Here is a 25,434-nt window from a genome sequence, read left to right as displayed (position 1 = left end):
AAAGATAAAAATATAACTGGAAATGAAATTTCCAGTTATAAAACATATCTAATATTCAATTTACACAAGTTATTCTACATCCTCAATTAATCTTTACCAAAACTTATTTAATGTTTTGATAAAGATTAATTATTTAAGATATTTTAAATATATCTACTATTTGTTCTTCAAATTCCATTTCTGATCTTCTAATTATATCCCTATACTTATGAAACTTTTCCATTTCAATCTCAAAGTTGTCAAAGCATTGAGTTATACGATCTAATATAACATTTATATTACTTTCATCATCCTGAAACTTAAATGAATCATCAATTGGAACATCCTCATAATAATTAGCTGAGCCTTTCCTACCTGTAATAACGCAACATTTGCAAATTGCTGCTTCTCTTGGTATTCTGTCCTTCCCTGGGTGATTACCAAAATCTATATATACCTTTGATTTTTTTAGCAATTGAATTACTTCTTCAGGATTCATATCTTTAATAGGAACCCATCTTATATGCTTGCCAGCTTTTATAAGCTTCTTCGTAAATTCCAAGCCTTTTTTAGGATTATAAGCCACAATGTTTTCTTTATTTTTTAAATCATTGCCTAAATTTTGCTTTAAAAATTCTCTGTTTAGGTAATCAGATAGATAATAGACCTTTTTAATTCCTTTTTTCTTTAGATGTTCGCTTATATATTTACACTGGGCCAAATTAACTACATTATCATCATTGAAATCAAAGTATTTCAAATTGTTTCCCAAAAAAGCTTTTAGCTTTCCGTTAGCTAAGCGTGTTTTAAGCATTTCAATAGAAAAATAATAATTATCTATACTTAACCACCATATAACTTTTCTTATATTTTTATAATTAGATAAAATCATAGTAAGGACTTCTGGCACTATTATTATATTCCTCTCTTTATCTTCAATTTCAGTTACGTATTTTACATTATACTTTTTATACTGCTCGGCTACTGGATCTTCTATATTCTCTCCAACATAATACATATATGCTTCGTACCCTAACATGTTTAGCTTACTAACAAATTGATGTAGTAATTCTGGACCTCCTGTTGTGTGCTTTGGTACACAGACCACATATATTTTTGAACCATTAAATACTTCTATCATAAAAATCTCCCCCTTTTATACCCTAAATTCCTCTTAAATCCTTTTTTATTTCCTCAAGAGTTCTTTTTATGACCATATAATTTCTAATTTTCTTATCCCTTGTATAGAAAATATACACGTAATACTTATGTACATTACCCCTTAACATAATCACAGTAAATATTTTCTTGAACAATTTATACTAATGACTTAACTCTCAAGTTTAATACTTCTTCTGCTGCTCTTTTGTATCCACCACATTCTTTGAAGGATTCATTTATCTTTTTAATGTTTTCCAAATACTTTGGTTCTGTTAATACCTTGTTTACCGAATCCCTTAATATTTCTGCAGTAAGCTTGTCCTTGTCTAAGGAAATACATGCTCCTAACTTAGCTGCTCTTGAAGCCATATAAGGTTGATCTGCTCCTAAAGGAATAGCAACAAATGGTACATTGTTAAACAACAAATCATTTGTACTGTTCATACCTGAATGAGTTACAGCTGCATCAGCATATTTTAAAATTTCCGATTGAGAAATATAATTTTTAACTACAAAATTTTCAGGAACTTCAAATTTTGATAAATCTGTATTATAAGCTGTCATAACAACAACCAGGTTTTCATCTTTAAAAGCTTCAAAGAATATATTGTAAAGGTTTATATCGTAGCTGCTAAATACTGTCCCTAGTGAAATATATATAACCTTCTTCCCTTCTATCTCTTTATAAGGAAAATCTTTTGTATCTTCTTTTCTATCATATATAGGAGGACCTATAAATTTAAAACTTTCATCATATTTTTCAATATTTGCAACGAAATATCTTGAAGTGTATGCAAAATTTATATCACCTTTATTAAACATTAAATTTTTTAACTTAGGCATCTCTATATTGTATTTTCTATTAAGTCTATCAGAAACTTCTTTGTACTTACCTTGTATAGGACTGGTTTTAAAAAACTCTTCAACTTCTTTTTTAAATTCTTTTGGAAGCATTTCTTCTGGAGTAGCAAATACTGCAAAAGAAGAAAATGAAGGTATTTTTAATATTTTAGCTATGACACCACCAAAAGGAAAGTTAGCCGAAAATCCAACATAGTCAAACCTTATGTCTTTGATTTCTTCCAAAATACTTTCAATGCTCTTTTCAAAGTTCATTACAATGTTATCTAAAATTTGAGACAAAAACTCAATATTCATCTTTTTTTCATTAGATGGCCTACTTTTCCCAAAGACATTTATCCACTCGCCGTAGGCTTTAAACACAGCACCTGTCTTTTCTATTCTTTGTCTAAAATCTTCATCGCAAAAATAAATTACTTCTTCTCCTTCTTTAATCAATTCTGAAATTATACCTAGTGTTGGATTTATATGTCCATAAGCTGGTACCCCTAAAAATAATGTTTTCCCCATTTCTTCACATCCTTTTTTTATTTTAGTAAATAAAATATTTAACAAGTAAATATTATTTACTAAATTATTACTCTACTGGATAGTGTTGTCAAGCATTTTTTTGTAAATTTATTTATTTCAATTGAATTAATCTACAAAATTGACATCCTCATAACAAAAATGGACAATCTTTAAATAAATAAGATATACTTATAATAAAATAATATGAATCTTACAATATTTAGTATAGGAAGGATATACCTAATGAATAGTTCAAATACACGAAAATTACAAACTCTTATATACATATCAATTGCTATGATATTACTTTATCCAGCAAATACCTTAAGCTATCTAGTGATCAAAATAAAGATTTCCGATTTTACAAATTTAAATCATTTAAGCTTATTTTTTTTAGTTGTTGATTTAATAGGGTTAATATCATTTAGAAACGTTGAAATTACTGCTGAGACAAAGGAAAAGACTAACTTAAGAACAAGACCTCTTTATCTTTTTAGTATTTTAATTATAGGATATGTTTTATTTGATAATAATTTAAAAACAGCTTCAAACACTAGTGCTTTTATGGCATTTATTATAATGGAAGCATATCTCATATTTATAATTTTATTTACTAAGAATAAGCTATCATTTATTTTGCAGGATAGAAAATTACAATGGATTAAAGCTACTCAAAATATAGCTGTAGATAAATGGAGTAATTTTACTTGGCGGTTGAAGATTTGGATTACTACTCATGAAAAAGTAGATTTTAGAGATAGGCTACCTAATCCTATTAGAGTATTAGCAATAGGACTTATAGTTACTGATCTGTTGGCAAACTATTCAAGTGTTACTTTATTCATAGGAATACTCTTTTTTATCTTGTTTTTTAATAGTTTTCTTATGTGTATTGAATGCTTATTTGGACTTCAAACATCTTTAATAGGCATTTGTACAGGCTATGAATATGTACCTAATAGTGATAGAGACTACTATAATGTATATATCACAGATTACGAAAATAAGCGTGAAATTCATTTTAGATCTTATGAAGAACTAGATTTAATTTATGGTGAAGAAGTTAGAGTTGTACATGGCATTTTTTCAAAATTAGCCATAAGTGTTAATGGAATTGTCTTAGAAAGAAAATCTTAGTACTTAAATATTATTTTAGCTCCCTACAAGGGAGCTTTTATAAAATCAACTATATTATTAATTCTCATTAAATATATGGTAAATAAACTCTTCAAAGTTTTCTCTTTGAGTATGCCTATTATTTATATATATTTTTTTTGAAGTTAATATATTATTTAATTTGTCAGCATCTAAGGAATTCATTTTTAGATATGCCTCTTCTTCATAAAGATTTCTTAGAATTTTCCCTAATGCTAAAAGGCTTTCATAATGGATTCCATTTGAAAAACCTCTAATTTTAGTTCTATCAGTATGATTATTTGAAAAAAATAGAGATTTAGCTAACCAGCCTTCATCTGCCCTTCCCCTATCAGTAGTATTAGTTAAAACATAATTAATATATTCTGTAAACTCAGTAAATCTTCCTGTATAAATCTTTATTCCAAGAATAGGATACCATAATCCTTTTATTTTTCCACTATTAGTTCCCGATGATCTATAAAACGCTAAAGTTACTCTTTCTATTCCATGAACAAATCTTATACTTACATCTATTAAACCAATCATCCTAAATGGCTTTCTTGAATATGAATTGGCTCTGAAACTTTCAGGGTATATTTTTAATATCTCAATTGAACTTGGCAAAACATATACCTCCTCTATTAACTTTTATACTTACAAAGCCATGTGATTTTAAATAGAATATATTAAATCACATGGCTTATTTTAATGTCAATTCATAGTTTTTATTTTTTCAAGCTGTTCTTTTATTTCTTTAATATTTCTATAACTTCCATCGATATTCATGAGCTTTTTTAGGAAAGTTTTTTCTTCTGAATTTAGATCAAGTTCTTCATACCAAGGCTTTTCTTCTAAGTCATTTTCTTCGTAGGAAGAATAATATAAATGAATTAGAAAATCACCTATAAACCAATGATCCATCTCTCTTACATATTTTTTATTATCTATAATTCTGGCTAGTCCAAAATCTATTAAGGCTAGTTCCTTATTTTCTTTTAATACTACATTTGGAAGTCTTATATCTCGGTGTACAATTTTATTATTATGCAATACTTCTACCAAGTCTAAAAGCATACTTCCAACTTCATAAATCTCCTTTTTGCTAAATTCATATCCATCTTCTACTATTAAATCTTCAAAGACTCTACCTTCTATATATTCTAATATATAGCCCTCTCTGTATTGATCTTTGAATTTTGAAATAAATTTAGGAAATCTAGGATCATTTAATCCTTGTAATATCTTTTCTTCGTAAAATAACTTTTCTCTAGTCTTTTCAAGCATGTCCATTTTTAATTGTTTAATTATACATTTCTCACCTTTGTCATTTTTAGCAAGATATGCAATTCCATATCTTCCTTCTCCTATTAGATTAAGAATAGAATACCCATCTACTATTTCTTTAGCTTTGTAATACTTATCCATAATACTAAACTTTCTTTATAATCTCACACAAGAATTATTATCTGCAATAGGACTTTTTGTCATAATTACTATATGATTTTTCCTCTTCGTCATCATAGGACCAACTATATTCTTTACTATAAGAGTCACTATAAGACTTACTATATTGTTTATCATATGAGTCACTATATGACTTGCTATATGATTTATCATATGATTTACTATATGATTTGCTTTCACTGCTCTTAGATTTACTTTCGCTGCTTTTTGATTTGCTTGCATTATCCTTAGAGTTTTTTTTCATTTTATAATATTTATGACCCTTACTTGACTCATGGTAATAAAATCCCATAAAATACACCTCTTTTGTTTTTGGTTAGATTTAGATTCTATACTAATATATTATGAAATGAATTTATGTTATGTTACCTATTTGAAAAATTAAGTATTAATATTAATTAAGCAACATTATTATATATAAAACACAAAAAAGCTTAGCCTAAAAAACTAAACTTTCTTGCATACCTTAATAATACTATTAAATATTATTGAACATTGTACATGCCTTTACTCTCCATATATTTAAATATAGATTCACCATGTTTTTGTTCTTCTTTTTGTATATGATTTAATACATCACGTACTTCAGTGTCCTTGAATTCAAAAATTGCAGTATCATAAGCCCCTGATACGTATTTTTCTGTCATTAATAGATCTGTACATATTTCCTTATCTGATAAGTTACTAGGAGTATCCTGAGCATTATTAACGTTTTGCCCAGCACTCTGATTTTGCTGCTGATTCATTTGAGGAACATTTCCGCTTAATATTTGATTAATTGTATCTAGATGATGCCTTTCAATTTGTTCATTATTCTTACAAATTTGTTTTAATTGCATATCCTTAGCTTGATCGGAATAATTAGAATATTTTCGTATGCACATTTCTTCATGACTTTTTTGATCTTCTAATAACATTCTTTCTTTTTGAGTTAAATTTACTGTCAAATTAAACACCTCCAACTTTATTTTGTGGAATATCTCTTTTTTTATACATATATTGCATCTAAAGCTTATCTTTAGTTCCATTACTATAATTTAATTCTACATATAAAAAAAACAGCAGTGATTATCTCACTGTTGTTTTTTATATACTTAAAGTCTAAATAAACTATTTAGTTCTTTTTAAAACTGTACGTTTAGCATGTCCTGAAAATAGTGGAACCTTTTCTACATAAACATCACTAGTTTCAAGACCAAACCATTTTGCTGGAGTAACGGTAATTTTCTTTATTAATAATTTTAAACCAAGTATAAGTGCATCCCAAGAGTTTAATTGCGATTCACATGAAAGATGTTCTTGAATTAAAATAAAGCGGAAATCACCAACTTTTCTATCTGGCATAGTTGTATAAGTTCTAGATTGTATTTCTATTTCACCACTCTCAACTAATTCAGTTGAAATTTGACGTAAGAAGACATTTAATTTTTGTTCTACTCTAAATCCAAGCTTTAGTTGAACTTTAACAATGTGAGATGTTCCAAAGGTATCTACTGTATATTCAGCTAAATAAGGTTCATCAGTAACTTCAATATTTACAAACCAGTAAACATCTGCTTTCTTAGGTCTTTTATCTAAAATAGAATACATTATTTTTCTTTCAATATGCTTGCGTTTTCTACAACCAGTTAAATATACAAGATTTGTTGCATATTTAGGACGATCCTCATCTTGACGTAATTGATCTAATTGTTCCATATAATCTTCTATTGGAACGTCTTCTAATAAACGCATCTTAATGTAGTAACCTTTAATCCAAATAATCATAACTGATAATATTGCTAAAGCTATTAATACAGCTACAAATCCTCCGTGAGTAAATTTAACTGCATTTGCAATAAAGAAAGAAAATTCTATTGAACCAAAGAAAATAAGTACGAACATAGCCACAATAAGTGGAGTCTTTTTCTTTAATAAATAGTTAAACAATAAAATTGTTGTCATTAACATTGTAACTGTTATAGCTAGTCCATATGCTGCTTCCATATGCTCTGAATTTCTAAAATAAAGAACTATTCCTATACAAACGACACATAAAAGTTTATTAATTGATGGTATGTATAATTGCCCTTTAGACTTAGATGGATACAAAATATGTAATCTAGGGAATAGATTTAACTTAATTGCTTCAGAAACAAGTGTAAATGCTCCTGAAATTAAAGCTTGTGATGCAATAATTGCAGCTAAAGTTGAAATTACTATAGCAAATATCAAAAGACCCTCAGGAACCATTTGATAAAATGGATTTAAATCTTTTATATGCGCATAACTAGGATTATGATTAGATGCCAATATCCAAGCCCCTTGACCAAAATAATTTAACAATAAACATATCTTAACAAAAGGCCAAGAACCATATATATTATCCTTCCCAACATGTCCAAGATCTGAATAAAGAGCTTCGGCACCTGTTGATGATAAAAATATACTACCAAGAATAAAGAAACCTGCCTTATTATCACTGCTAAATAATGTTTGAATTGCATAATGTGGAGACAATGCACGTAGTAATGTCCAATCATGAGCCATATTCATAATTCCAAATATCGCTAAGGTACAAAACCAAACAAGCATTATTGGACCAAATAATTTTCCAATAAAATCTGTTCCAAAGTGTTGAATAAAAAATAAAGCACTTATGATTATTATTACAATTACAACAATATTATTCTGATTATTCCCAAAAACAGAATTAAAGCTTGGAATTAGTTTTAATCCTTCAACTGCTGAAGTTATACTCATAGCTGGTGTTAACATTCCATCAGCAAGTAGTGCTGCCCCACCAATAATAGCTGGAACTACAAGCCACTTTGCACGCCTACGTACTAGAGTAAAAAGAGAAAATATTCCACCTTCACCCTTATTATCCGCGTTCAATGTTATAAGTACATATTTTATAGTTGTTAAAATAGTGATTGTCCAAAAAACCATAGATAATGTTCCAAGGATAAAATCTTCTGATACACTTCCTATTCCACCATTACCATTAAGGACAGATTTCATTACATAAAGTGGTGAAGTTCCAATGTCTCCATAAACTACACCTAACGCTACTAAAATTCCTCCTAAAGTGAATTTAGACATGTTTTTACCTTTAATAATTGATTTCATTTTTTGACTTCCTTTACTATATTTAATTTTTAATATTTGGATTATTTTTAAATTTCAGTCTTAAAGCTAAATAGAATCCAAAGTCTTAGTTAATAAATAGAATTTCCTAAAAATTCAAATCTTATTTATCATAACATTATTATAAAATAAGTCAATTCTTTTGCAATAAATTTATAGTATTTTTATTTTTCCACAAACTATTTAAAAGAAATCTATTCTATACTTCTATAATTACATCAATTAAGCAATAAAGATGTTAACTAATCTGTTGTATTTTTCTAGATATCAATACTAAATCATAGATATCGATTATACCATCATTATTTAAATCAAAACTTAAATCCCATTCTGTTTCTGTATCTTTGGTATTATATTTATTGGCAACTGATGCCATATCTAATAAGCTTACTGTTCCATCCTTGTCAATGTCACATATATCTCTCCACTTCGCATAAAGTTCTGTGTTTGATATTATTTTATCTGTTTCAAACTGCCATGGATTTATGCATTCTGCTTCTTTATACCATCCAGCAAATATATACCCTGCTTTTGTAGGCTCTATTGGCGCTGTTATTAAAGTATTACTATTAGCTTGTACACTTCCTACAGCACTTCCACCTTCACTGTTAAAGGTAACTGTATAATTTATTGTAGGCAGCTCTAGCTCTTGAAATATTATAGAGTTACTACTTGCATAAGTCTGTGCATAAGAACCTACAAATCCCTTAATTTTAAAATATAGATTACAACTATTGAAAGTTAGAAAACCAATATTAGTAACACTTTCAGGAATAGTTACTTCTGTTAAAGATGTACAATAATAAAACGCATAATCCCCAATGCTTGTAACGCTATTTGGAATTATAATATTTGTAAAAGCATAACAATGGGCAAAGGCATTAAAATCTATGATTTTAACAGTGTTTGGTATTGTTATATTCTCGAGAACTTTGCACATAATGAAAGCACGGTATCCAATTTTTATCACACCATTTGGTATTGTTATATTTGTAAGAGCTGTACAATTTTCAAATGCACTATTTCCAATATTCATAAGATTACTTGGAAGTGTCACCCCTGAAAGGGAAAAGCAATTGTAAAATATAAAACTACCAGTATCCGTAAGATTATTTGACAATTTCACACTTGATAGAAGCTGACAATTGTAAAACAAATAATTTCCTATACTTGTTACACTATCAGTCATTGTTGCAGATCTAAGAGCCTTACAATCTTTAAAGGCACCTTCACCAATATTTGTTACACTACTTGGAATAATTATATCCGTAAGAGAAATACATTCTAAAAACGCATAAGTTCCAATACTTTTAACACTATTTGGTATTGTTATCCCTTTAAATGCCTTGCAATCTTGAAAGGTAGAATTTCCTATGCTTCCAAGATTAGTGGGAAGTGTTATACCAGGAAGTGATATACAATATGCAAATGCACTATCTCCTATGCTTGTAACACTATCTGGTATTGATATACTTACAAGAGAGGAACAATAATAAAATGCAAAACTACCTATACTTGTTATACTATCTGGAATTACCACACTGGTTAATGGTTTGTTTTTAAAAGCATTACTTTCTATACTAGTAACAGTATGTCCATCTATGGAACTAGGTATTGTAATATTTGTATCACTGCCATTATAGCCTGTTATGGAATATGTTACTCCATCATCAGACTGCCAAGTAAACCCACTTGCATCTGTGCCAGTTGTACTTGCAACAACAGGCATGCCATTAAAGCTTATAAATAAGCTTATCAAAATAAATACTGACCATATCATCTTTAGTTTTTTGTTTCTCATCCCTATTCTCCTATTAAAAATAAAAATATTATATTGTTAATATTATCGTATTTTCATTTTTTTACTTAATCTCTTTTTAGAAGCTTAGTGATCTGTTGGTAGCATAAGTTTAATCTTTCAAGTAAATTAGAATTTACATAACACTCAAAAAGTTCTTGTTCTTGAAATTATAGCATATTATGTAAACTATGTTATAATAATCATTATATTAAATTCAAATCCAGTAAATGTAAGGAGCATATAGAAAAGAGGAATAAACTTGGAAGTAATAAATGTAACCCATGAAAATATAGAGATTTTTTCAGAAGTTTTAAATGACTCTGCTACATGGCTTAATTCTATAAATCAACCTATGTGGAAATATGAAGATATAACAAGTGAAGAACTACTAAAGAAATATAGCATAGAGGATATGAAATTATGTTATGAGAGAGGAAAATTAATTGGAGTATATATTTTACAATGGTATGACCCTCTATTTTGGGCAAGTTTAAAGAAGAATGAATGTGGAATACTACACAAGTTAGCTGTTTGTAGAGAAAGTGCAGGAAAGGGATATGGCCGCAAACTAATACAATCTGCTGAATTATTGTGTAAGGAACTCAACATCAAATGGTTAAGGTTAAATTGCGGCACATTTAGGGACAAACTGCGAAACTTTTATGAAGGCAATGGTTTTAAAATGGTAGACAGAGTATTTATCGATAATAGAGACCAAATTAGATATGAAAAATTTCTAAATCTATAAGAATTTTATCTACTTCCGCACTGGTCTGATATACTTAAAATACCGTTCCGGATTAAAATAAAAGTAAATTATTCTACCTGGTGAAGTATCAAAGCAGTAACCAGTGCCTGCAAAATCAAAAGTTGCCATTGCCTTTTCAATCTTTTCCTCCACACTACGATTTTCCTGCTCATAATCGAATGGCCCATGTTCAAAAACAATATACTCGGCTTCGGGAACATCAATCATAAGCATTTGTGGTGGCACTTCCCCTTTATAATCAAAAGGAAGACGTACACCATAACACTCTGTACGTGGAATACCCCAATCGCAGAGTCTGCCATCCGGGTCATTAATGTACGCCATAATCTGACCGCTGCCACTGTTAGATTCGCTCCCACCATCATCATCCAATTTACCCTTGATACTATCAAGTAAGCCGCAAATTGTTTCCGAGTCTTGTCCTGGAATAAGACTTTGCTTTTGCCAAAAATCCCAATACCCATTACTCTCATAGTTTTTAATGTGCAAAAATTTGTGTGCGGGAATGGTTACAAAATAAATTTTAACATCATCTGTAGATTTTATCATACCAATCTCTCCTAATCCTAAAAAGTAACGGTCGAAAGGGTTTATTTTTGTACGAAGAACGACAGGATTAGGCTTTTTTCGATATTCACTTGGAGATACACCATATGTTCTCTTAAAAGCTCTAGTAAAAGCTTCATGTGATGAAAAACCATAATCAAAGGCAATATCTAAAATGCATTTTTCGCTATCCCGAACCTCTTTTAGTGCAAATGCTAATTTCCTATGCCGCAGATAATCCCTAAATTGCATACCTGATATTTCTTTGAATTTTCTCGTTGTATAAAATTCGGAATAACCTAGCCTACGAGAAAGAAAGCGTAGTGTCAAGGCTTCATCATTATAATTTTTAATATATTTGTCAATTTCATCAACGATTATTTGAATTTGCTTCTGCCACTCATACATTCGCCTGTTCACCTCGTTTCAACCGTCTGCATTTATTATAAAGAAATAAAGAGGCTGCTGCTTGATTTTACTTGCTATTATAAGAGGTATTTTCTCATTCACAGTGAAAACACCAATATGTTTTCACTGAACCGTTGAGCCCCTTAACCCCAATAATAAACAACTTATTTAACTCTTTCAAACATTGGATGTTCTTTATTAAACTCAACTAAATCCCATAAGTTACCGTATAAATCTTTAAATACTGCAACCGTTCCATAGTCCTGATTTTTAGGTTCCCTAACAAACTCTATTCCTATTTTTTTCATTTCATTATAATCACGCCAAAAATCATCAGTTCCTAAGAAAAGAAAAACTCTTCCCCCTGATTGATTTCCTATAAAAGGCTCTTGTTCTGCCTTAGAAGCTCTTGCTAATAATATTGTTGTTCCATTTGAACCAGGTGGAGATACTACTACCCATCTTTTATCTTGCGCAGGTTGATATGTATCTTCTATTAATTGAAAATGAAGTTTTTTCGTATAAAATTCAATTGCTTCATCGTAATCTTTTACTACTAAAGCAATATGCACTACTGATTGAATCATAAATTTTCTCCTTCTTATATTACAGTGAATTATGTTTTACTTCCGTCCAAAATTTCTATTTTGTCAAATCATAACTTAAATCAATTAAATTATTGATTTCTTCTTTAGGAAAAGAGCTATTCAAAACAATTGTTATCCAGTGTTCCTTATTCATATGGTATGCAGGCAAGATTCCTTCTTGATCTCTTAATATACTCTTTAATTCTGGGTCACATTTTAAGTTTAATATCTCAACACTTCCTTTTCCAGTTAAGCCTAATTTAATTCTTGGTACATTCATAATTAGTCCATACCATTTGCCACCACCTTCATGCCTAAGCACTGCATAGTCTGGATACTTAAGCCATGGATAATCTGGTTCTGTGTAAAATTTTCCTTTTACATAATTAAAAATTTCTTCTCTTTCTATCATAAAAACACCTTCCGAAATTGCTATTTGTTTGTGTATTATATAAATAGTCTTATTTAGCACTTTTCCATTATGATATAACTGGTATAAAATCTGGTATAAGATCAATAGGCGATAATGCATACCCAATTGTAATTCCTGCAAAAATTTTTGCAATTACAGGTGTTTCTTTCTTCTTTAAAGCAAGGAATAAAGCAAGCACATCTGATTTTAATTTTCTCGCTCTATCTTTTAAATTCATCTTTTAAATCTCCTATATTCATCTTAACAGTTAATACTTATTTTTTATATCTTATCACAATTCCACATATTTTTCGATACACTAAAAACCATCATTAACACCACTGCAATTTTTTAATATTGTGTTGATTCATATGAATTTTATGGTAATTTATGTTACAATATCTTTATAATTTTAATCCAAGCTAATAATTTATGATGGAAAAATACTATTAATAATGAGTGGTGATTATATGATTTCATATGAAGCTGAAATGATTAAAGATGGAAGAAGTGTATATATAATAATACCTTTCAATGCAAAAGAAGTTTTTAATAAACCTAAAGGAACTATTTATGTAAAAGGAACTATAAATAACATCCCTTATAGAAATAAATTAATTTCAAAAGGAAATAACGTTCAAATTTTAATTATCAATAAGAAACTGCAAGATTTACTTGGCTATTGTGGTACAATCATGAAAGTTGAATTAATGATTACAGAAGATAATATTATATCTGATGTTCTAGATACACAAGATTTCATAGAAAATTGTAAGCTTGATGTAATTTCAGCAATTTCAACCCGTAAAAGTATTAGAAAATATACTGAACAAACTATAACAGATAAAGAGTTAAATACAATTTTAAATGCTGGTTTTTGTGCTCCATCTGCTAAGAATAAACGCCCTTGGAATTTTATTGTTGTTAAGAATAAAGACCAGCTAATGGAGTTAAGTAAGATAAATATCAATGGGAAAATGCTGCAAAATGCAAATTGCTGTATTATTGTTTGTGGAGATAAAATTTTGCAAGGTACAAAAGAATTACTAATTGCTGATTGCTCTGCCAGCACACAAAATATGCTACTTGCTTCACATGGTTTAGGGATAGGTGCAGTATGGTGTGGTGTAATTCAAAATTCTGATTGGAGAAAACAAATAGTTAAACAATTTAAATTGCCAGAATCTATTATTCCCATATCGGTTATATCATTAGGTTATCCTAAAGAAATTAGAAAATCTGAAAGTAGGTTTGATTTATCAAAAATACATAATGAAATTTGGTAAGTATAAAATTGTAAGGATTATGATATTCAGAATGTATCAAGGACTTATTTTAATAGTAAGTCCTATTCGCATACCTGAGTTGCTTAAAAAATCTATTTTTTAACTGGTGAATTTGCTAATGAAAATGTGTTAATTTTAGATGACTATTTTTTTGAAAATCACTTCTCCCTATCCCTGATTCATTCTATTATTTAGTTTAATATACTCGCTCATAAATCTAGAAAACTTTCCTTTTATGTTTCTTTTAAAACAAATATCTATATTAGTTAAGTGCTCAATTAACTCTCTTGGCTCTAATCCTACGTATTCAATTTCCAATTCGTAATCAGTAATATTAAGGTATTTATTTAAGTCCAAACAAACCTCAACATTATTGCTCCAATTGCAGACTTTCCTTAAAGTTTGTAGCTCACTTAAATATTTTACATCTCCTAATTTACAACCACATAAATCCTCTAATTCTTTACTTGTAATGAGTGTTGGTAACTCTAAAATTTCTTTTTCATATTCCTTTTTAATATGCAAAGACTCCTTTTTTGATATAGGAATTTTAACTTGCAATAATAACCTTGATTTTTTCTCTCTTACACGTACTGTTATATCTTTATTTATTGTAAAATCATTTACATAGTAATAATTTTTCTGCTCTATTACTTCGTTCCATTTAAATTTTTTATCTATAATGTCATATTGAAATCTACTTAATAAAACTTTATTTTCCTGCTCTATCATCACTAACCTCCTTAAATTATTTTATTGCACTTTATGCAATATTTTCTCTAAAATCTAAATCATCATTTTATTTTTATAATTCATTCTTATATCTCATATTTTACTACTTTTTCTATTTTTATGTAAACCAAATAATTGTTTAGCTTTATACACTTTTTAATCCATTAATGTGATTATTACATATTAATTATAAACTACTCCCCCATTATTAACGCTACTTCAATTTTTTAATATTGTGTTGATTTAAATGTGGTCTTATGCTAAAATTCTCATATATTTATTTTATAAATCACAAAAATATATTTTTTAGTTTTCTAGGGTTCCGCAACTTTTAGTTGGCAGGTCCGAGAGAAAACGCACAGTTATCTGTGTACACGGAAGGATAAAAGCCTGGGAGATATTTAATAATATTTCCATAGGCTTTTTTTATTTTCAATTTTTTAGTCAAAATAAATAATATAGGAGGTATTGTAATGAAAAAGTTTATTATTGAAGATTCCTTTTGGAATCTATTTCCTAATGCTAAAATTGGGGTTATTATCTGTAATGGCATAGATAATTCTATAAAGGATAAGGATCAATATGCAGAAATGATTTTAAATGCTGAAAAGAAAGCATTAACACATTTACAAAATCCAGAATTTAGTATTAACCCTGTAATAAAGGTATGGAGAGAAACATTCCAAAAATTTAAAACAAAGAAAGGTGCAAGATCATCCATAGAAGCACTACTTAAGAGAGTTCGTAATGGAAATCATATAGGAACTATTAATCCACTAGTTGATATCTATAACTCTATTTCGTTAAGGTATGCACTGCCTTGTGGTGGAGAGGATATAGACAAATTTGCAGGACCTATAAAATTAACTACAGCTGCTGGAGATGAAGAATTTATTCCACTTGGAACAGATGAAAACTCACCTCCATATGAAGGAGAAATAGTCTATAAAGATGATAATGGTGCAATTTGCAGATGCTTTAATTGGCGTGAAGCAGTAAGAACAATGCTTACTGAAAATACAAGTAATGCTTTTTTATGTATCGAATTGGTTGATGAGAGTAGATTAACAGAATTTGAAAACGCCCTTAATGACCTATCAAAATCAGTACAGGATAATTTAGGAGGAACAAATAAAATTTCAATTTTGGATATTGATAATAAAGAGCTAGTAATAGAATAATTTTAGGAGGATAAAGGAATGAGTGGTTTTAGCTATAAAGATATTTATATTGAGGATGGAAAAAGGGTGCTAGAAGTAAACATACTTCCTGAAAAGCATTGTAATTTTGATTGCATATTCTGCCCTATTGGAAGATCACACAATAAGGTTGATACACAACAATCATTTGATGAAATAGATAATTCATTAAATGAATTAAACAATATGATAGAAGATAATAATGTAGAATTAGTTTTCATTAATTCAAAGGGGGAAGCCCTTGTAAATGACAAAATTGATGATGTTATAGACCTAATTAAAAGTAAGGGAGTACCAGTAAGGCTCTTATCTAATGGCTACATATTAGGTAGAGATGAATACATAAAAATAGTCAATAAGTGCGATGAAGTTATTGGAGAGATAAAGGCAATTACTGAAGAAGATTTTCAAAAAATCCAAAGGCCAATTGAAGGATACTCTTTAGAAGAATATATCTCTAACATGGTTATATTTAATAAACAATATAAAGGTAAATTTATTTTAGAGGTAACAATTATAAAAGGTTATAATGACACAGATGAATCTATTAATAAGATTAAAGATGTTATTAACAAATTATCTCCACACAAGATAATCGTTGGAAGAATGGAAGATGAAAGATTTAAGAAAAAACTTGGTATAACTGATGAAAGATTTGAGGAAATTTCAAAGGCATTACTAAATAGTTAGTTAAACTAATGTATAAAGGAATTATATTTCAAACAAGGAGTGATTGCTATGTTTAGAGAAATGCGAAGAAAAGACAGAGAACTCAAAAATGATGAGATTATTGAAGTCTTAAAGAATACTAGTTACGGTATTCTATCAACTATAAGTGAAAATGGTTATCCTTATGGTGTACCAATAAGTTATGTCTTCTTTAATGATTCAATATATTTTCATTGTGCTACTAAAGGACATAAGTTAGATAATATATTGAATAACGATAAAGTATCTTTTTGTGTGGTTGGCAACACCTGTGTTTTACCTGAAGAATTTAGCACAAAATATGAGAGTATAATTGTATTTGGAAAAGCAATTGAAGTTTTTGATGATGAAAAAAATATGGCTCTTTTAGAAACTTTAAATAAGTATTCTCCAGACTTTATTGAACAAGGAAAAGAATATATTATTAAGGCAGGTAAAGCAACTAAGGTAATAAAAATTACTATAGATCATATTTCTGGAAAAGCAAGAAGATAGTTAAATGTCCAATCTTCATTTAAGATGCATCAAGGACTTACTTCTAATAGTAAGTCCTATTCCTATTTGAAAACTATTCAACTATTTTAATTTTAATATCTTTTCCCTTAGCATATAATTCTAAACGTTCTTTACTATATTCTAAATATTTTTCAATACTGTTTTTACCACTAAAAGAAAAAATACACATTAAAATTTCACTTACATTATCTGATATCATAGCTCTTTCTGAATCACTTGTAGGACTTCCAAATCTACCAATAGAATCAGTGAGCACAGGAAGATTTGCTATATTTATTTCTTCCTTTCCAATGCCTTTGTATTTTTCACCTTCCTTACCTATCATTAAAGTAACTGGAGACTTAAGGTTCTCAATATTATATGAACCCACAGGTAACTTGAATTTTAATGATATTAAATTATTTATGTCAACAATATTGTTTATTTTATAAACCCCTTTTCCCTGCAAAACTCTTCTAAGTAATGCTTCTGAAGACAATCTATATTTACTAGGTGATTTGCCTAGTTTTTTATATAATTCTCTTCCTTCTTTAATGTTAGGTAATGATGCTAAGTCCTCTATATTTATTTCTTCCTTTAAAACTTCACAATAATCGTTAACTTCTTTCCATAATCTATCACTGCTGCTTTTTAAATCAACATGCGCCTGTATACAGCCTAGTGTAATTTCAGGACAAATTTTCTTAAACTCTTCAGAAATTATAACATCTATCATAATAATTCAAACTCCTTTGTACTTATTAATTTTCTTCATGTTCTTCATTTATCATTATTACGCTTACAATTATACCATATAAAACCAATCCCTTTTGTAATATGATGCTTTACTTTCTGCAGTAAAATTTCTTTTTAAATATTTTAATTTTAAATGGTCATAATAATACAATAAAGAATAAAAGTAGGTGATAATATTGAAGGCAATAGTATACGAAGGCATAAGAAATGTAAAGGTTCAAGATGTTGATGACCCTAAAATTCAAAAGAGCGATGATATAATTGTAAAAGTAACCTCAACAGCAATTTGTGGTTCAGATCTTCATTTAATTCATGGTTTTATTCCAAACCTTCCAAAAGGCTTCATATTAGGTCATGAAACTATGGGAATTGTTGAAGAAGTTGGAAATGAAGTCACTAAAATAAAAAAGGGCGATAGGGTTATAGTTCCCTTCCCTGTTTCTTGTGGCCACTGCTGGTATTGCGAACATGATTTATGGAGCCAATGTGATAATTCAAATCCAAATGGTGAAGCTGGCGGAATATTCGGATATAGTGACACCTACGGAGGATATGATGGTGGGCAGGCTCAATTTTTAAGAGTTCCTTATGCTAATGTAGGTCCTAAAATTATTCCAGAAAACTTAACTGACGAGCAAGTATTATTTTTAACCGATATACTACCTACATCCCTTTGGGGAGTTGATATAGCTGGTGTAAAACCTGGAGATACAGTAGTTGTTTTAGGCTGTGGACCTGTAGGACTATTAGCTCAAAAATGGGCCATTTATAAGGGAGCTAAACGTGTAATTGCCGTTGATTGTATCGACTATAGACTAGAGCATGCTGAAAAATATAATCAGGTGGAAACAGTTAACTTTGAACAATATGATAATACAGGAGAATTTTTAAAGGAAATTACAAGCGGGGGTGCTGATGCTGTAATAGATTGTGTAGGAATGGACGGCAAAATGTCCAATATAGAAAAAGTAGAAAGCTTATTAAAGCTTCAAGGTGGCTCAAAATCTGCCATTGAAATATCAACACAAGCTGTAAGAAAAGGTGGTACCGTTGCACTTGTAGGCGTTTATGGCTCTAGATATAATGCATTTCCTCTAGGTGACTTTTTTGCTAGAAATGTAACATTAAAAATGGGTCAATGCCCTGCTCATTCTTATGTTGATCCTATTTTAGAATTAATTCAAAATGGCAAATTTGATGCAACAGACATAATAACCCATAAACTTTCCTTAGATAAAGGTGAACATGCTTATAAAATTTTTGATGGTAAAGCTGATAACTGTATAAAAGTTATTTTAAACCCCCAAGAATCTTAACATACAAAAAGAGTGGCTTATACCACTCTTTAATTATTTCTATAGAAGTTAAATTTGTTTCTATATTGCACTTAATATCTTTTACTTATTATATTGTATAGGTACACTTCTTAAATATATTATTTCCAATTACCATTTTCTTTTTTGTAAATTTACAGTTTAGCTCTCTGCTCTCAATAAACTCCTTTGTTACATTTACAAGAAGTTGCTTCTGATCCAATTCAACTAAATAATATGCTGACATATTGTTCAAAGAATCTGCTACCTGCAATACCCCAGGCTGTACTAGAAAATCAACAATATTTTCAATGAAACTCAGTTTCTTAAGATGTATCAAGGGATATATAATTGTTGCTTTTGGATACTTAGCTCTTACTACAGCATCATATCTAGAAAGGAATTTGCCTATCTTTTCATAATCCTTAATGTTGATAGTTTCTTTTACTACGGAACTCAATAGATTTCATTCATCATCTAATAAATAATCAATACTCACTCCAAATAACTTGGATATATTTTGAATATTCTCAATATCAGGCATACCTCTATCTGCTTCCCATTTGGTAATAGCTTGTCTTGAAACACATAATTTTTCTGCTAGTTCTTTCTGTTAGAAGAATATACTTCTAACATGGTTTTATTTAACAAGCAATATAAAGGTAAATTTATTTTAGAGGTAACAATTATAAAAGGTTATAATGACACAGATGAATCTATTAATAAGATTAAAGATGTTATTAACAAATTATCTCCAGACAAGATAATCATTGGAAGAATGGAAGATGAAAGATTTAAGAAAAAACTTGGTATAACTGATGAAAGATTTGAGGAAATTTCAAAGGCATTACTAAATAGTTAGTTAAACTAATGTATAAAGGAATTATATTTAAAACAAGGAGTGATTGCTATGTTTAGAGAAATGAGAAGAAAAGACAGAGAACTCAAAAATGATGAAATTATTGAAGTCTTAAAGAATACTAGTTACGGTATTCTATCAACTATAAGTGAAAATGGTTATCCTTATGGTGTACCAATAAGTTATGTCTTCTTTAATGATTCAATATATTTTCATTGTGCTACTAAAGGACATAAATTAGATAATATATTGAATAACGATAAAGTATCTTTTTGTGTGGTTGATAGCATATATGTTTTACCTGAAGAATTTAGCACAAAATACGAGAGTATAGTTGTATTTGGAAAAGCAATTGAAGTTTTGGATGATGAAAAAAATATGGCTCTTTTAGAAACTTTAAATAAGTATTCTCCAGACTTTATTGAACAAGGAAAAGAATATATTATTAAGGCAGGTAAAGCAACTAAGGTAATAAAAATTACTATAGATCATATTTCTGGAAAAGCAAGAAGATAGTTAAAGAAGATAAAATTCCAAATCAAAAATTTTTGGGGGGTAGGTTTATCCCCCCAAAAAACTACTTGTATCTTATCTTGTACCAGCTCATGTACTACCTTACTTTACGAAGAAATATGTCAAATACCGATATTATATCTTCCCCCATGGAAATTAATTAGATAGCAGCTATCAATATATTTTTCACATCTTCCTTTGTCATTTTGATATATCCAGTATTAGGCAAGAAAACTTTTTCTGTTATTCTATCTATATCTTCTTTTGGAATCCCTACTTCAGTTAATGTTATTGGAGCTCCAATTTTAACAAAATACTCTTTTGTCTTTTCAATGCCTTCTAATGCAATCTCTTCATCTGTTTTATTGACTATATCAACACCCCAAACATTAATAGCATATCTTACAAATTTGTTTAATCCATGTTTATATACATACTTCATCCAACTTGGAAACACAATTGCAAGTCCTGCACCATGTGGGATATCGTAAAACGCTGATAATGAATGTTCTATTTGGTGACTTGTCCAATCTTGATTTTTTCCTAAACCAATAACTCCATTGAGTGCCATGGTACTACACCACATCAGGTTTGACCTTGCTATATAGTCAGTTGGATTTAGAAGTACTATTTCTAAATTTTCTATTACATTTTTAATAATAGCTTCACTTAAATCATCACTTAGATTTGAATCATTTGGTTCACTAAAATATTGCTCAAACACATGGGCTAAAATATCAATTGAACCATATATAGTTTGTTCTTTTGGTAATGTATAGGTATATGTTGGGTCTAGAATAGAGAACTTTGGATATAACATTTTGCTCATATATCCAATTTTCAAATTCTTTTCCCAATCCGTAACTACACTACCTAAATTCATTTCACTTCCTGTTGCTGGTATCGTTAAAATAACTCCCAACGGGGTGGCATCATAACATTCTTCATTATTAATGAAAAAAGCTTTCCAAAAATCTCTATCTATTTTAGATCCAGCTGAGATTGCTTTTGAACAGTCAATAACACTACCACCACCAATAGCTAAAATAAAGTCTATATTATTTTCTTTACATATTTTAATTCCTTCATAAACCTTTTCTTTTCTTGGGTTAGACATGATTCCACTTAATTCAAAAACATTTTTATTTTCATTTTTTAATATCTTAATTACACTAGGATAAATCCCATTTCTCTTAATGCTTCCACCACCATAAGTTAAAAGAATGTTCTCTCCATAAGCTTTTAACTGTTCTGATAAATTTTTAATTGAATTTTCTCCAAAAAAAATTTTAGTTGGATTATAATAATTAAAATTATTCATAAGCTATCTCCTTATCATTTTATATTCTTTTATCTTTCAATAAGTTTTAAGTAGAAACTCCACTCCAAGTAGGTTGCCCTGTATATACTACAGCTTCTTCCTTGCCACATACTACCCTAAGAGCTCCAGCTGCAAGAGCTTCCATCTCAAATTCTCCAGCTATTGTCTTGACCACAGAAATCCAACTGATATATTCTTTTAACTTTGCCACTAGATATTGACTATTTGCTATTCCACCTGTCAAAATAATTGCATCTACTTTTCCTTTCAACACACAAGCTGCTGCTCCTACACTTTTACCAATTTGATAAATCATCGCATTATATACAAGTTTTGCATACTTATCGCCTGCTGCAATACGATTTTCAATTTCTTTGACATCGGCTGTTCCTAGGTGAGCAGTCAAACCACTTTCCTTTGACAATTTCTTGTACAAATCTTTTTCTGTAAATTCTCCACTATAACACATTTTCAATACCTTTATAGTGGGCAATGTTCCAGCTCTGGTGGGTGTCATAGGTCCATCACCATTAATAATATCATTTGAATCTATCATTCTCCCATTATGGTGTGACGTTACAGAAATACCTCCTCCAATATGACAAATAACAAGGTTACTTTCCTCATATTTTATATTATTTGCATTACAATACCTTAATGCAACTTCCTTCTGATTCAAGGTGTGGATTCTACTTTCTCTGTATATGCCATATAGTCCAGTAATTCTTGCAACTTCCTCAAATTCATCAACATCTGGAGGATTTACAACATAAGCCTTACCACCATATTTTTCTACAAAGATGTTGCAAATCTGAGCTGCCAGCTGTGCTGGATGCTGTCCTGACATTCCCTTACTAGCATGTTCAAGAAGTTTACTATTTATTATATATGTTCCCCCTTTAATTGGAACCAGACCACCTCCTCTTCCTACGAAGATGTCAATGTTTTTTATAAAAATTCCATTAGCCTTAAGTTCTTGCTCAATAATTTCTTTTCTATATACCAATTGATCCTGTATTTCTTTAAATTCTTTTAATTTATTAGTATCATGAGATACATTTTTACTAAACACTTTTTTTTCATTCTTAAATACTGCTATCTTTGTGGATGTTGATCCTGGATTTATAGCTAAAACCATGTAATCTTTCATTATATTACACTACCTTTCCCAATCAATAACCTTGTGCCACATATGCTGCAAGTACAATAGAATAATATTTGTCAGAAGCTTGAGCTGAACGGGATGTCACTATCACCGGAATTTTTGCACCAACTAATAAACCTGCAGTCTGTGCACCTGCAAATCCTGTTAAACACTTTATTAGTACATTTGCAGACACAAGATCTGGCATTAATAACAAATCTACATCTCCTGATACTGGACTTTCGTATTCCTTTATTTCTGCTGCTTCCTTGCTAGTTGCTAGATCAAATGAAATAGGTCCTTCTATAATGCATCCATGGATTTCTCCATCTTGATTCATTTGTTTTAAATAATTTGCATCCACAGTTTCAGGCATTTTAGGGTTTATATTTTCAACAGGTGCCAAAACTGCTACCTTTGGTTTTTCAACACCCATTGCATTCAAAACATAAACCCCATTTAGCAGAATATCCTTCTTTCTTTCCAAATCTGGATATATATTGACTGCTACATCACTTATAGCAAGCAACTTATGATACTTTTCTGTTTCACAAAAGCCAACTACAGATATAGTTCCACCTTTCTTTAAATCATTTTCTTTTTTTAAAATTGCCTTCATCATAGTAGCTGTTTCCAGCTTTCCCTTCATAAGTACATCTGCAATACTTTCATGAACCATCTTGACTGCTATATCCAAACATTCATCAACATCCATTGCAGGTACGATTTTATAGTCAGCAGCACTTTCACCCAACATTGTCAATATCTCCACAATTCTCTCTTCATTTCCTATCAACAAAGGAATTATCAAATTCTCTTTTTTTGCTTTTATTACTGACTCGAGAGTGTGTTTGTCATGGGCAGCCACCACTGCAATCTTGCTTTTTTTTTCTATACTTTGAACATTTTTAACTAAATCTTGAAAACTCTTAATCTGCATTTTTTCTATCACTCCTTGTATATATCTAGCCCTAAACCATGCCTCTATTATCCATTATTTTGTTACAAAAGATAATTTCCACCATCTGCCATACAAAATCTTCTTCTTCTTACAAATGATTGTGGTCCTGTTACCCCTTCACCTGTTGGTGTAGCAATAGTAGGTGCATTTGTTCCAGTACCGCCAATACCAAATGCTGCCATTGTCCCGCCATTTTGAACAAAAATAGTTGTATTTATAACTTTTCCAAAAGCAGTTACTCTGTTGATATCATTTGACCAAATAGATGCGGAATGTTTGCAATCATGCTCTGCTGCAACTGCTCTTTCCATTGCTTCTTGGAAATCTCTGCAACGTACAATAGGAATAATAGGCATCATCTGCTCAGTCTGAACTAAAGGATCATCATTCTGTGCTTCAAAAATAGCTATTCTAGGATCAATATCAATCTTAATACCTGCTGCATTTAAGATTACATTTGCGTGTTTACCAACATACTTTTTATTTGCAACATAATTGCCATTTGGTGATTTTACAACACAAATATCTGTTAATTTTTTTCCTTCTTTAGTATTTACACGATAAGCACCTACTGCTTCTAACTCTTTCATAAAGTTATCAAATATAGCATCTACTACAAATATCTCTTTTTCTGCTATGCAAAGTAAATTGTTATCAAAAGAGGATGATCCATAAATTCCTGCTGCCGCTTTTTTTAAATCAACTGTTTCATCAACGATTGATGGTGGATTACCTGGACCAGCTGCAATAACCTTCTTACCTGAGCTCATAAGTGTTTTAACCATTCCAGGGCCACCTGTTCCTACCAATAATTTAACTGATGGATGTGCCATAATTTCATCAAGTGTATCTAAAGTAGATTCTCTTGGCATGGTAAACAAATTAACAGGTCCACCAGCTTCATTAATGGCTTTGTTTACTAAATGTACTGTTATGGCTGAGGTTTTCTTAGCTGAAGGATGTACATTAAATACAACTGCATTTCCAGCTGCAACATTAGCAATAGCATTTCCTACAATTGTAGCAGAAGGATTTGTTACAGGTGTAACAGCCCCTACAACACCAAATGGTGCATAATATTCTACTGTAAGTCCCTTATCAGAGGCATACATGTTATGTGGAATAGCTTCTGTACCTTGAGATAGCATAACTGCACCTGTGTTTTTTTCTACTTTATCTTCAACTCTTCCGTAACCTGTCTCATCAAATTCCATCTTACCAAGCATCTCTATGTTTTCCATTATATTTTTACGGATACTGTCTATAAAACGATTTCTATCCTCCAGTGTATATTTAAGCACTAGCTCCTTTTGTGCAACTGTGGCTGCTACGCATGCTTCTGTTGCTGTTTCAAATACTCCTAACTGTCTCATAATTTTTTTC

The 25,434-nt window shown here is 29.9% G+C and carries 27 protein-coding genes, 2 pseudogenes and 1 riboswitch; of the genes and pseudogenes, 9 read left to right on the top strand and 20 right to left on the bottom strand.

Going from position 1 to position 25,434, the window contains the following annotated elements:
• Window positions 1–133 precede the first annotated feature (133 nt).
• Together FAY47_RS15315 and FAY47_RS15310 are read right to left on the bottom strand one after the other, a co-directional pair.
• Complete coding sequence (locus FAY47_RS15315) at window positions 134–1,120, bottom strand: hypothetical protein (RefSeq protein ID WP_143317773.1); 987 nt, start codon at window positions 1,118–1,120, stop codon at window positions 134–136.
• A gap of 176 nt (window positions 1,121–1,296) precedes the next feature.
• Window positions 1,297–2,511: a macrolide family glycosyltransferase gene (locus tag FAY47_RS15310; protein ID WP_143317772.1), complete on the bottom strand. Its 1,215-nt coding sequence runs from the start codon at window positions 2,509–2,511 to the stop codon at window positions 1,297–1,299.
• Window positions 2,512–2,754: 243 nt separating this feature from the next.
• On the opposite strand from FAY47_RS15310, the gene FAY47_RS15305 reads away from it, so the two are divergent.
• Window positions 2,755–3,648, top strand: coding sequence for a hypothetical protein (locus tag FAY47_RS15305; protein WP_143317771.1), 894 nt, complete (start codon window positions 2,755–2,757; stop codon window positions 3,646–3,648).
• A gap of 57 nt (window positions 3,649–3,705) precedes the next feature.
• On the opposite strand, the gene FAY47_RS15300 is transcribed toward FAY47_RS15305, so the two are convergent.
• From FAY47_RS15300 to FAY47_RS15275, 6 genes are all read right to left on the bottom strand, one after another.
• On the bottom strand, window positions 3,706–4,272 hold the full coding sequence (locus FAY47_RS15300; RefSeq protein ID WP_143317770.1) for a hypothetical protein: 567 nt from the start codon (window positions 4,270–4,272) through the stop codon (window positions 3,706–3,708).
• Window positions 4,273–4,359: 87 nt separating this feature from the next.
• Window positions 4,360–5,073 carry a protein kinase family protein gene (locus tag FAY47_RS15295; RefSeq protein ID WP_143317769.1) on the bottom strand — a complete coding sequence of 238 codons (714 nt, stop codon included), beginning with the start codon at window positions 5,071–5,073 and terminating at the stop codon, window positions 4,360–4,362.
• Between the two features lie 37 nt (window positions 5,074–5,110).
• Window positions 5,111–5,404 (bottom strand): hypothetical protein, encoded by a 294-nt coding sequence (locus FAY47_RS15290; protein WP_143317768.1) that lies wholly within the window; start codon window positions 5,402–5,404, stop codon window positions 5,111–5,113.
• Window positions 5,405–5,597: 193 nt separating this feature from the next.
• Window positions 5,598–6,059 carry a spore coat protein gene (locus FAY47_RS15285; protein ID WP_143317767.1) on the bottom strand — a complete coding sequence of 154 codons (462 nt, stop codon included), beginning with the start codon at window positions 6,057–6,059 and terminating at the stop codon, window positions 5,598–5,600.
• A gap of 163 nt (window positions 6,060–6,222) precedes the next feature.
• Complete coding sequence (locus FAY47_RS15280) at window positions 6,223–8,223, bottom strand: KUP/HAK/KT family potassium transporter (protein ID WP_143317766.1); 2,001 nt, start codon at window positions 8,221–8,223, stop codon at window positions 6,223–6,225.
• A 256-nt stretch (window positions 8,224–8,479) separates the two neighbouring features.
• Window positions 8,480–10,042, bottom strand: coding sequence for a leucine-rich repeat protein (locus tag FAY47_RS15275; protein ID WP_143317765.1), 1,563 nt, complete (start codon window positions 10,040–10,042; stop codon window positions 8,480–8,482).
• Between the two features lie 259 nt (window positions 10,043–10,301).
• Here FAY47_RS15275 and FAY47_RS15270 point away from each other — a divergent pair, with 259 nt between their 5' ends.
• Window positions 10,302–10,790 carry a GNAT family N-acetyltransferase gene (locus FAY47_RS15270; protein ID WP_143317764.1) on the top strand — a complete coding sequence of 163 codons (489 nt, stop codon included), beginning with the start codon at window positions 10,302–10,304 and terminating at the stop codon, window positions 10,788–10,790.
• A gap of 9 nt (window positions 10,791–10,799) precedes the next feature.
• Here FAY47_RS15270 and FAY47_RS15265 read toward each other — a convergent pair whose 3' ends face one another.
• From FAY47_RS15265 to FAY47_RS15250, 4 genes and pseudogenes are all read right to left on the bottom strand, one after another.
• Window positions 10,800–11,765: a helix-turn-helix transcriptional regulator gene (locus FAY47_RS15265; RefSeq protein WP_143317763.1), complete on the bottom strand. Its 966-nt coding sequence runs from the start codon at window positions 11,763–11,765 to the stop codon at window positions 10,800–10,802.
• 164 nt (window positions 11,766–11,929) lie between these two features.
• A complete protein-coding gene (locus FAY47_RS15260; RefSeq protein WP_143317762.1) occupies window positions 11,930–12,352 on the bottom strand; it encodes a VOC family protein in 423 nt (140 codons plus the stop codon).
• Window positions 12,353–12,407: 55 nt separating this feature from the next.
• Window positions 12,408–12,764, bottom strand: coding sequence for an MmcQ/YjbR family DNA-binding protein (locus FAY47_RS15255; RefSeq protein WP_143317761.1), 357 nt, complete (start codon window positions 12,762–12,764; stop codon window positions 12,408–12,410).
• Between the two features lie 73 nt (window positions 12,765–12,837).
• Window positions 12,838–13,002, bottom strand: a pseudogene (locus FAY47_RS15250) (DUF1232 domain-containing protein); the annotation flags it as partial.
• 232 nt (window positions 13,003–13,234) lie between these two features.
• Here FAY47_RS15250 and FAY47_RS15245 point away from each other — a divergent pair.
• Complete coding sequence (locus FAY47_RS15245; protein ID WP_185966852.1) at window positions 13,235–14,050, top strand: nitroreductase family protein; 816 nt, start codon at window positions 13,235–13,237, stop codon at window positions 14,048–14,050.
• A gap of 168 nt (window positions 14,051–14,218) precedes the next feature.
• Here the strand turns inward: FAY47_RS15245 and FAY47_RS15240 are convergent, their stop codons facing one another.
• Window positions 14,219–14,782, bottom strand: a complete 564-nt coding sequence (locus tag FAY47_RS15240; protein WP_143317759.1) for a CYTH domain-containing protein — start codon at window positions 14,780–14,782, stop codon at window positions 14,219–14,221.
• A 303-nt stretch (window positions 14,783–15,085) separates the two neighbouring features.
• Window positions 15,086–15,181: riboswitch (guanidine-I (ykkC/yxkD leader) on the top strand.
• Between the two features lie 74 nt (window positions 15,182–15,255).
• Between FAY47_RS15240 and FAY47_RS15235 the strand changes: the two genes are divergently transcribed.
• From FAY47_RS15235 to FAY47_RS15225, 3 genes are read left to right on the top strand one after another with little or no spacing between them, the layout of a single operon-like run.
• Window positions 15,256–15,963 (top strand): B3/4 domain-containing protein, encoded by a 708-nt coding sequence (locus FAY47_RS15235; protein WP_143317758.1) that lies wholly within the window; start codon window positions 15,256–15,258, stop codon window positions 15,961–15,963.
• 18 nt (window positions 15,964–15,981) lie between these two features.
• Window positions 15,982–16,671: a radical SAM protein gene (locus tag FAY47_RS15230; RefSeq protein ID WP_143317757.1), complete on the top strand. Its 690-nt coding sequence runs from the start codon at window positions 15,982–15,984 to the stop codon at window positions 16,669–16,671.
• 48 nt (window positions 16,672–16,719) lie between these two features.
• On the top strand, window positions 16,720–17,184 hold the full coding sequence (locus FAY47_RS15225; protein WP_143317756.1) for a pyridoxamine 5'-phosphate oxidase family protein: 465 nt from the start codon (window positions 16,720–16,722) through the stop codon (window positions 17,182–17,184).
• Window positions 17,185–17,257: 73 nt separating this feature from the next.
• On the opposite strand, the gene FAY47_RS15220 is transcribed toward FAY47_RS15225, so the two are convergent.
• On the bottom strand, window positions 17,258–17,920 hold the full coding sequence (locus FAY47_RS15220; protein ID WP_143317755.1) for a phenylalanine--tRNA ligase beta subunit-related protein: 663 nt from the start codon (window positions 17,918–17,920) through the stop codon (window positions 17,258–17,260).
• Between the two features lie 196 nt (window positions 17,921–18,116).
• Between FAY47_RS15220 and FAY47_RS15215 the strand changes: the two genes are divergently transcribed.
• Window positions 18,117–19,256: a zinc-dependent alcohol dehydrogenase gene (locus FAY47_RS15215; RefSeq protein ID WP_143317754.1), complete on the top strand. Its 1,140-nt coding sequence runs from the start codon at window positions 18,117–18,119 to the stop codon at window positions 19,254–19,256.
• A gap of 88 nt (window positions 19,257–19,344) precedes the next feature.
• Here the strand turns inward: FAY47_RS15215 and FAY47_RS15210 are convergent, their stop codons facing one another.
• Window positions 19,345–19,713 carry a hypothetical protein gene (locus tag FAY47_RS15210; RefSeq protein ID WP_143317753.1) on the bottom strand — a complete coding sequence of 123 codons (369 nt, stop codon included), beginning with the start codon at window positions 19,711–19,713 and terminating at the stop codon, window positions 19,345–19,347.
• A gap of 6 nt (window positions 19,714–19,719) precedes the next feature.
• A complete protein-coding gene (locus FAY47_RS15205) occupies window positions 19,720–19,824 on the bottom strand; it encodes a helix-turn-helix transcriptional regulator (protein ID WP_143317780.1) in 105 nt (34 codons plus the stop codon).
• A 36-nt stretch (window positions 19,825–19,860) separates the two neighbouring features.
• Between FAY47_RS15205 and FAY47_RS15200 the strand changes: the two are divergent.
• Together FAY47_RS15200 and FAY47_RS15195 are read left to right on the top strand one after the other, a co-directional pair.
• A pseudogene (locus FAY47_RS15200) lies at window positions 19,861–20,115 on the top strand (radical SAM protein); the annotation flags it as partial.
• A 48-nt stretch (window positions 20,116–20,163) separates the two neighbouring features.
• Window positions 20,164–20,628 (top strand): pyridoxamine 5'-phosphate oxidase family protein, encoded by a 465-nt coding sequence (locus FAY47_RS15195; protein WP_143317752.1) that lies wholly within the window; start codon window positions 20,164–20,166, stop codon window positions 20,626–20,628.
• Between the two features lie 157 nt (window positions 20,629–20,785).
• Here the strand turns inward: FAY47_RS15195 and FAY47_RS15190 are convergent, their stop codons facing one another.
• Genes FAY47_RS15190 through FAY47_RS15175 form a run of 4 tightly spaced genes read right to left on the bottom strand, consistent with a single transcriptional unit; the run spans window position 20,786 to window position 25,424 of the window.
• Window positions 20,786–21,946 carry an iron-containing alcohol dehydrogenase gene (locus tag FAY47_RS15190; protein ID WP_143317751.1) on the bottom strand — a complete coding sequence of 387 codons (1,161 nt, stop codon included), beginning with the start codon at window positions 21,944–21,946 and terminating at the stop codon, window positions 20,786–20,788.
• A 46-nt stretch (window positions 21,947–21,992) separates the two neighbouring features.
• Entirely contained in the window at window positions 21,993–23,096 is a 1,104-nt protein-coding gene (gene buk, locus FAY47_RS15185) for a butyrate kinase (RefSeq protein WP_143317750.1), read from the bottom strand.
• Window positions 23,097–23,118: 22 nt separating this feature from the next.
• Complete coding sequence (locus FAY47_RS15180) at window positions 23,119–24,042, bottom strand: phosphate acyltransferase (protein WP_243129632.1); 924 nt, start codon at window positions 24,040–24,042, stop codon at window positions 23,119–23,121.
• A 50-nt stretch (window positions 24,043–24,092) separates the two neighbouring features.
• On the bottom strand, window positions 24,093–25,424 hold the full coding sequence (locus FAY47_RS15175) for an aldehyde dehydrogenase (RefSeq protein ID WP_143317748.1): 1,332 nt from the start codon (window positions 25,422–25,424) through the stop codon (window positions 24,093–24,095).
• Window positions 25,425–25,434 lie beyond the last annotated feature (10 nt).

The organism is Clostridium sp. HBUAS56017 (assembly GCF_007115085.1).
In the GTDB taxonomy this organism is placed as follows: Bacteria; Bacillota; Clostridia; order Clostridiales; family Clostridiaceae; genus Clostridium; species Clostridium cibarium.
The sequence above is the reverse complement of the archived record's forward strand: the minus strand, read 5'-3'. Positions and strand labels throughout refer to the sequence as shown.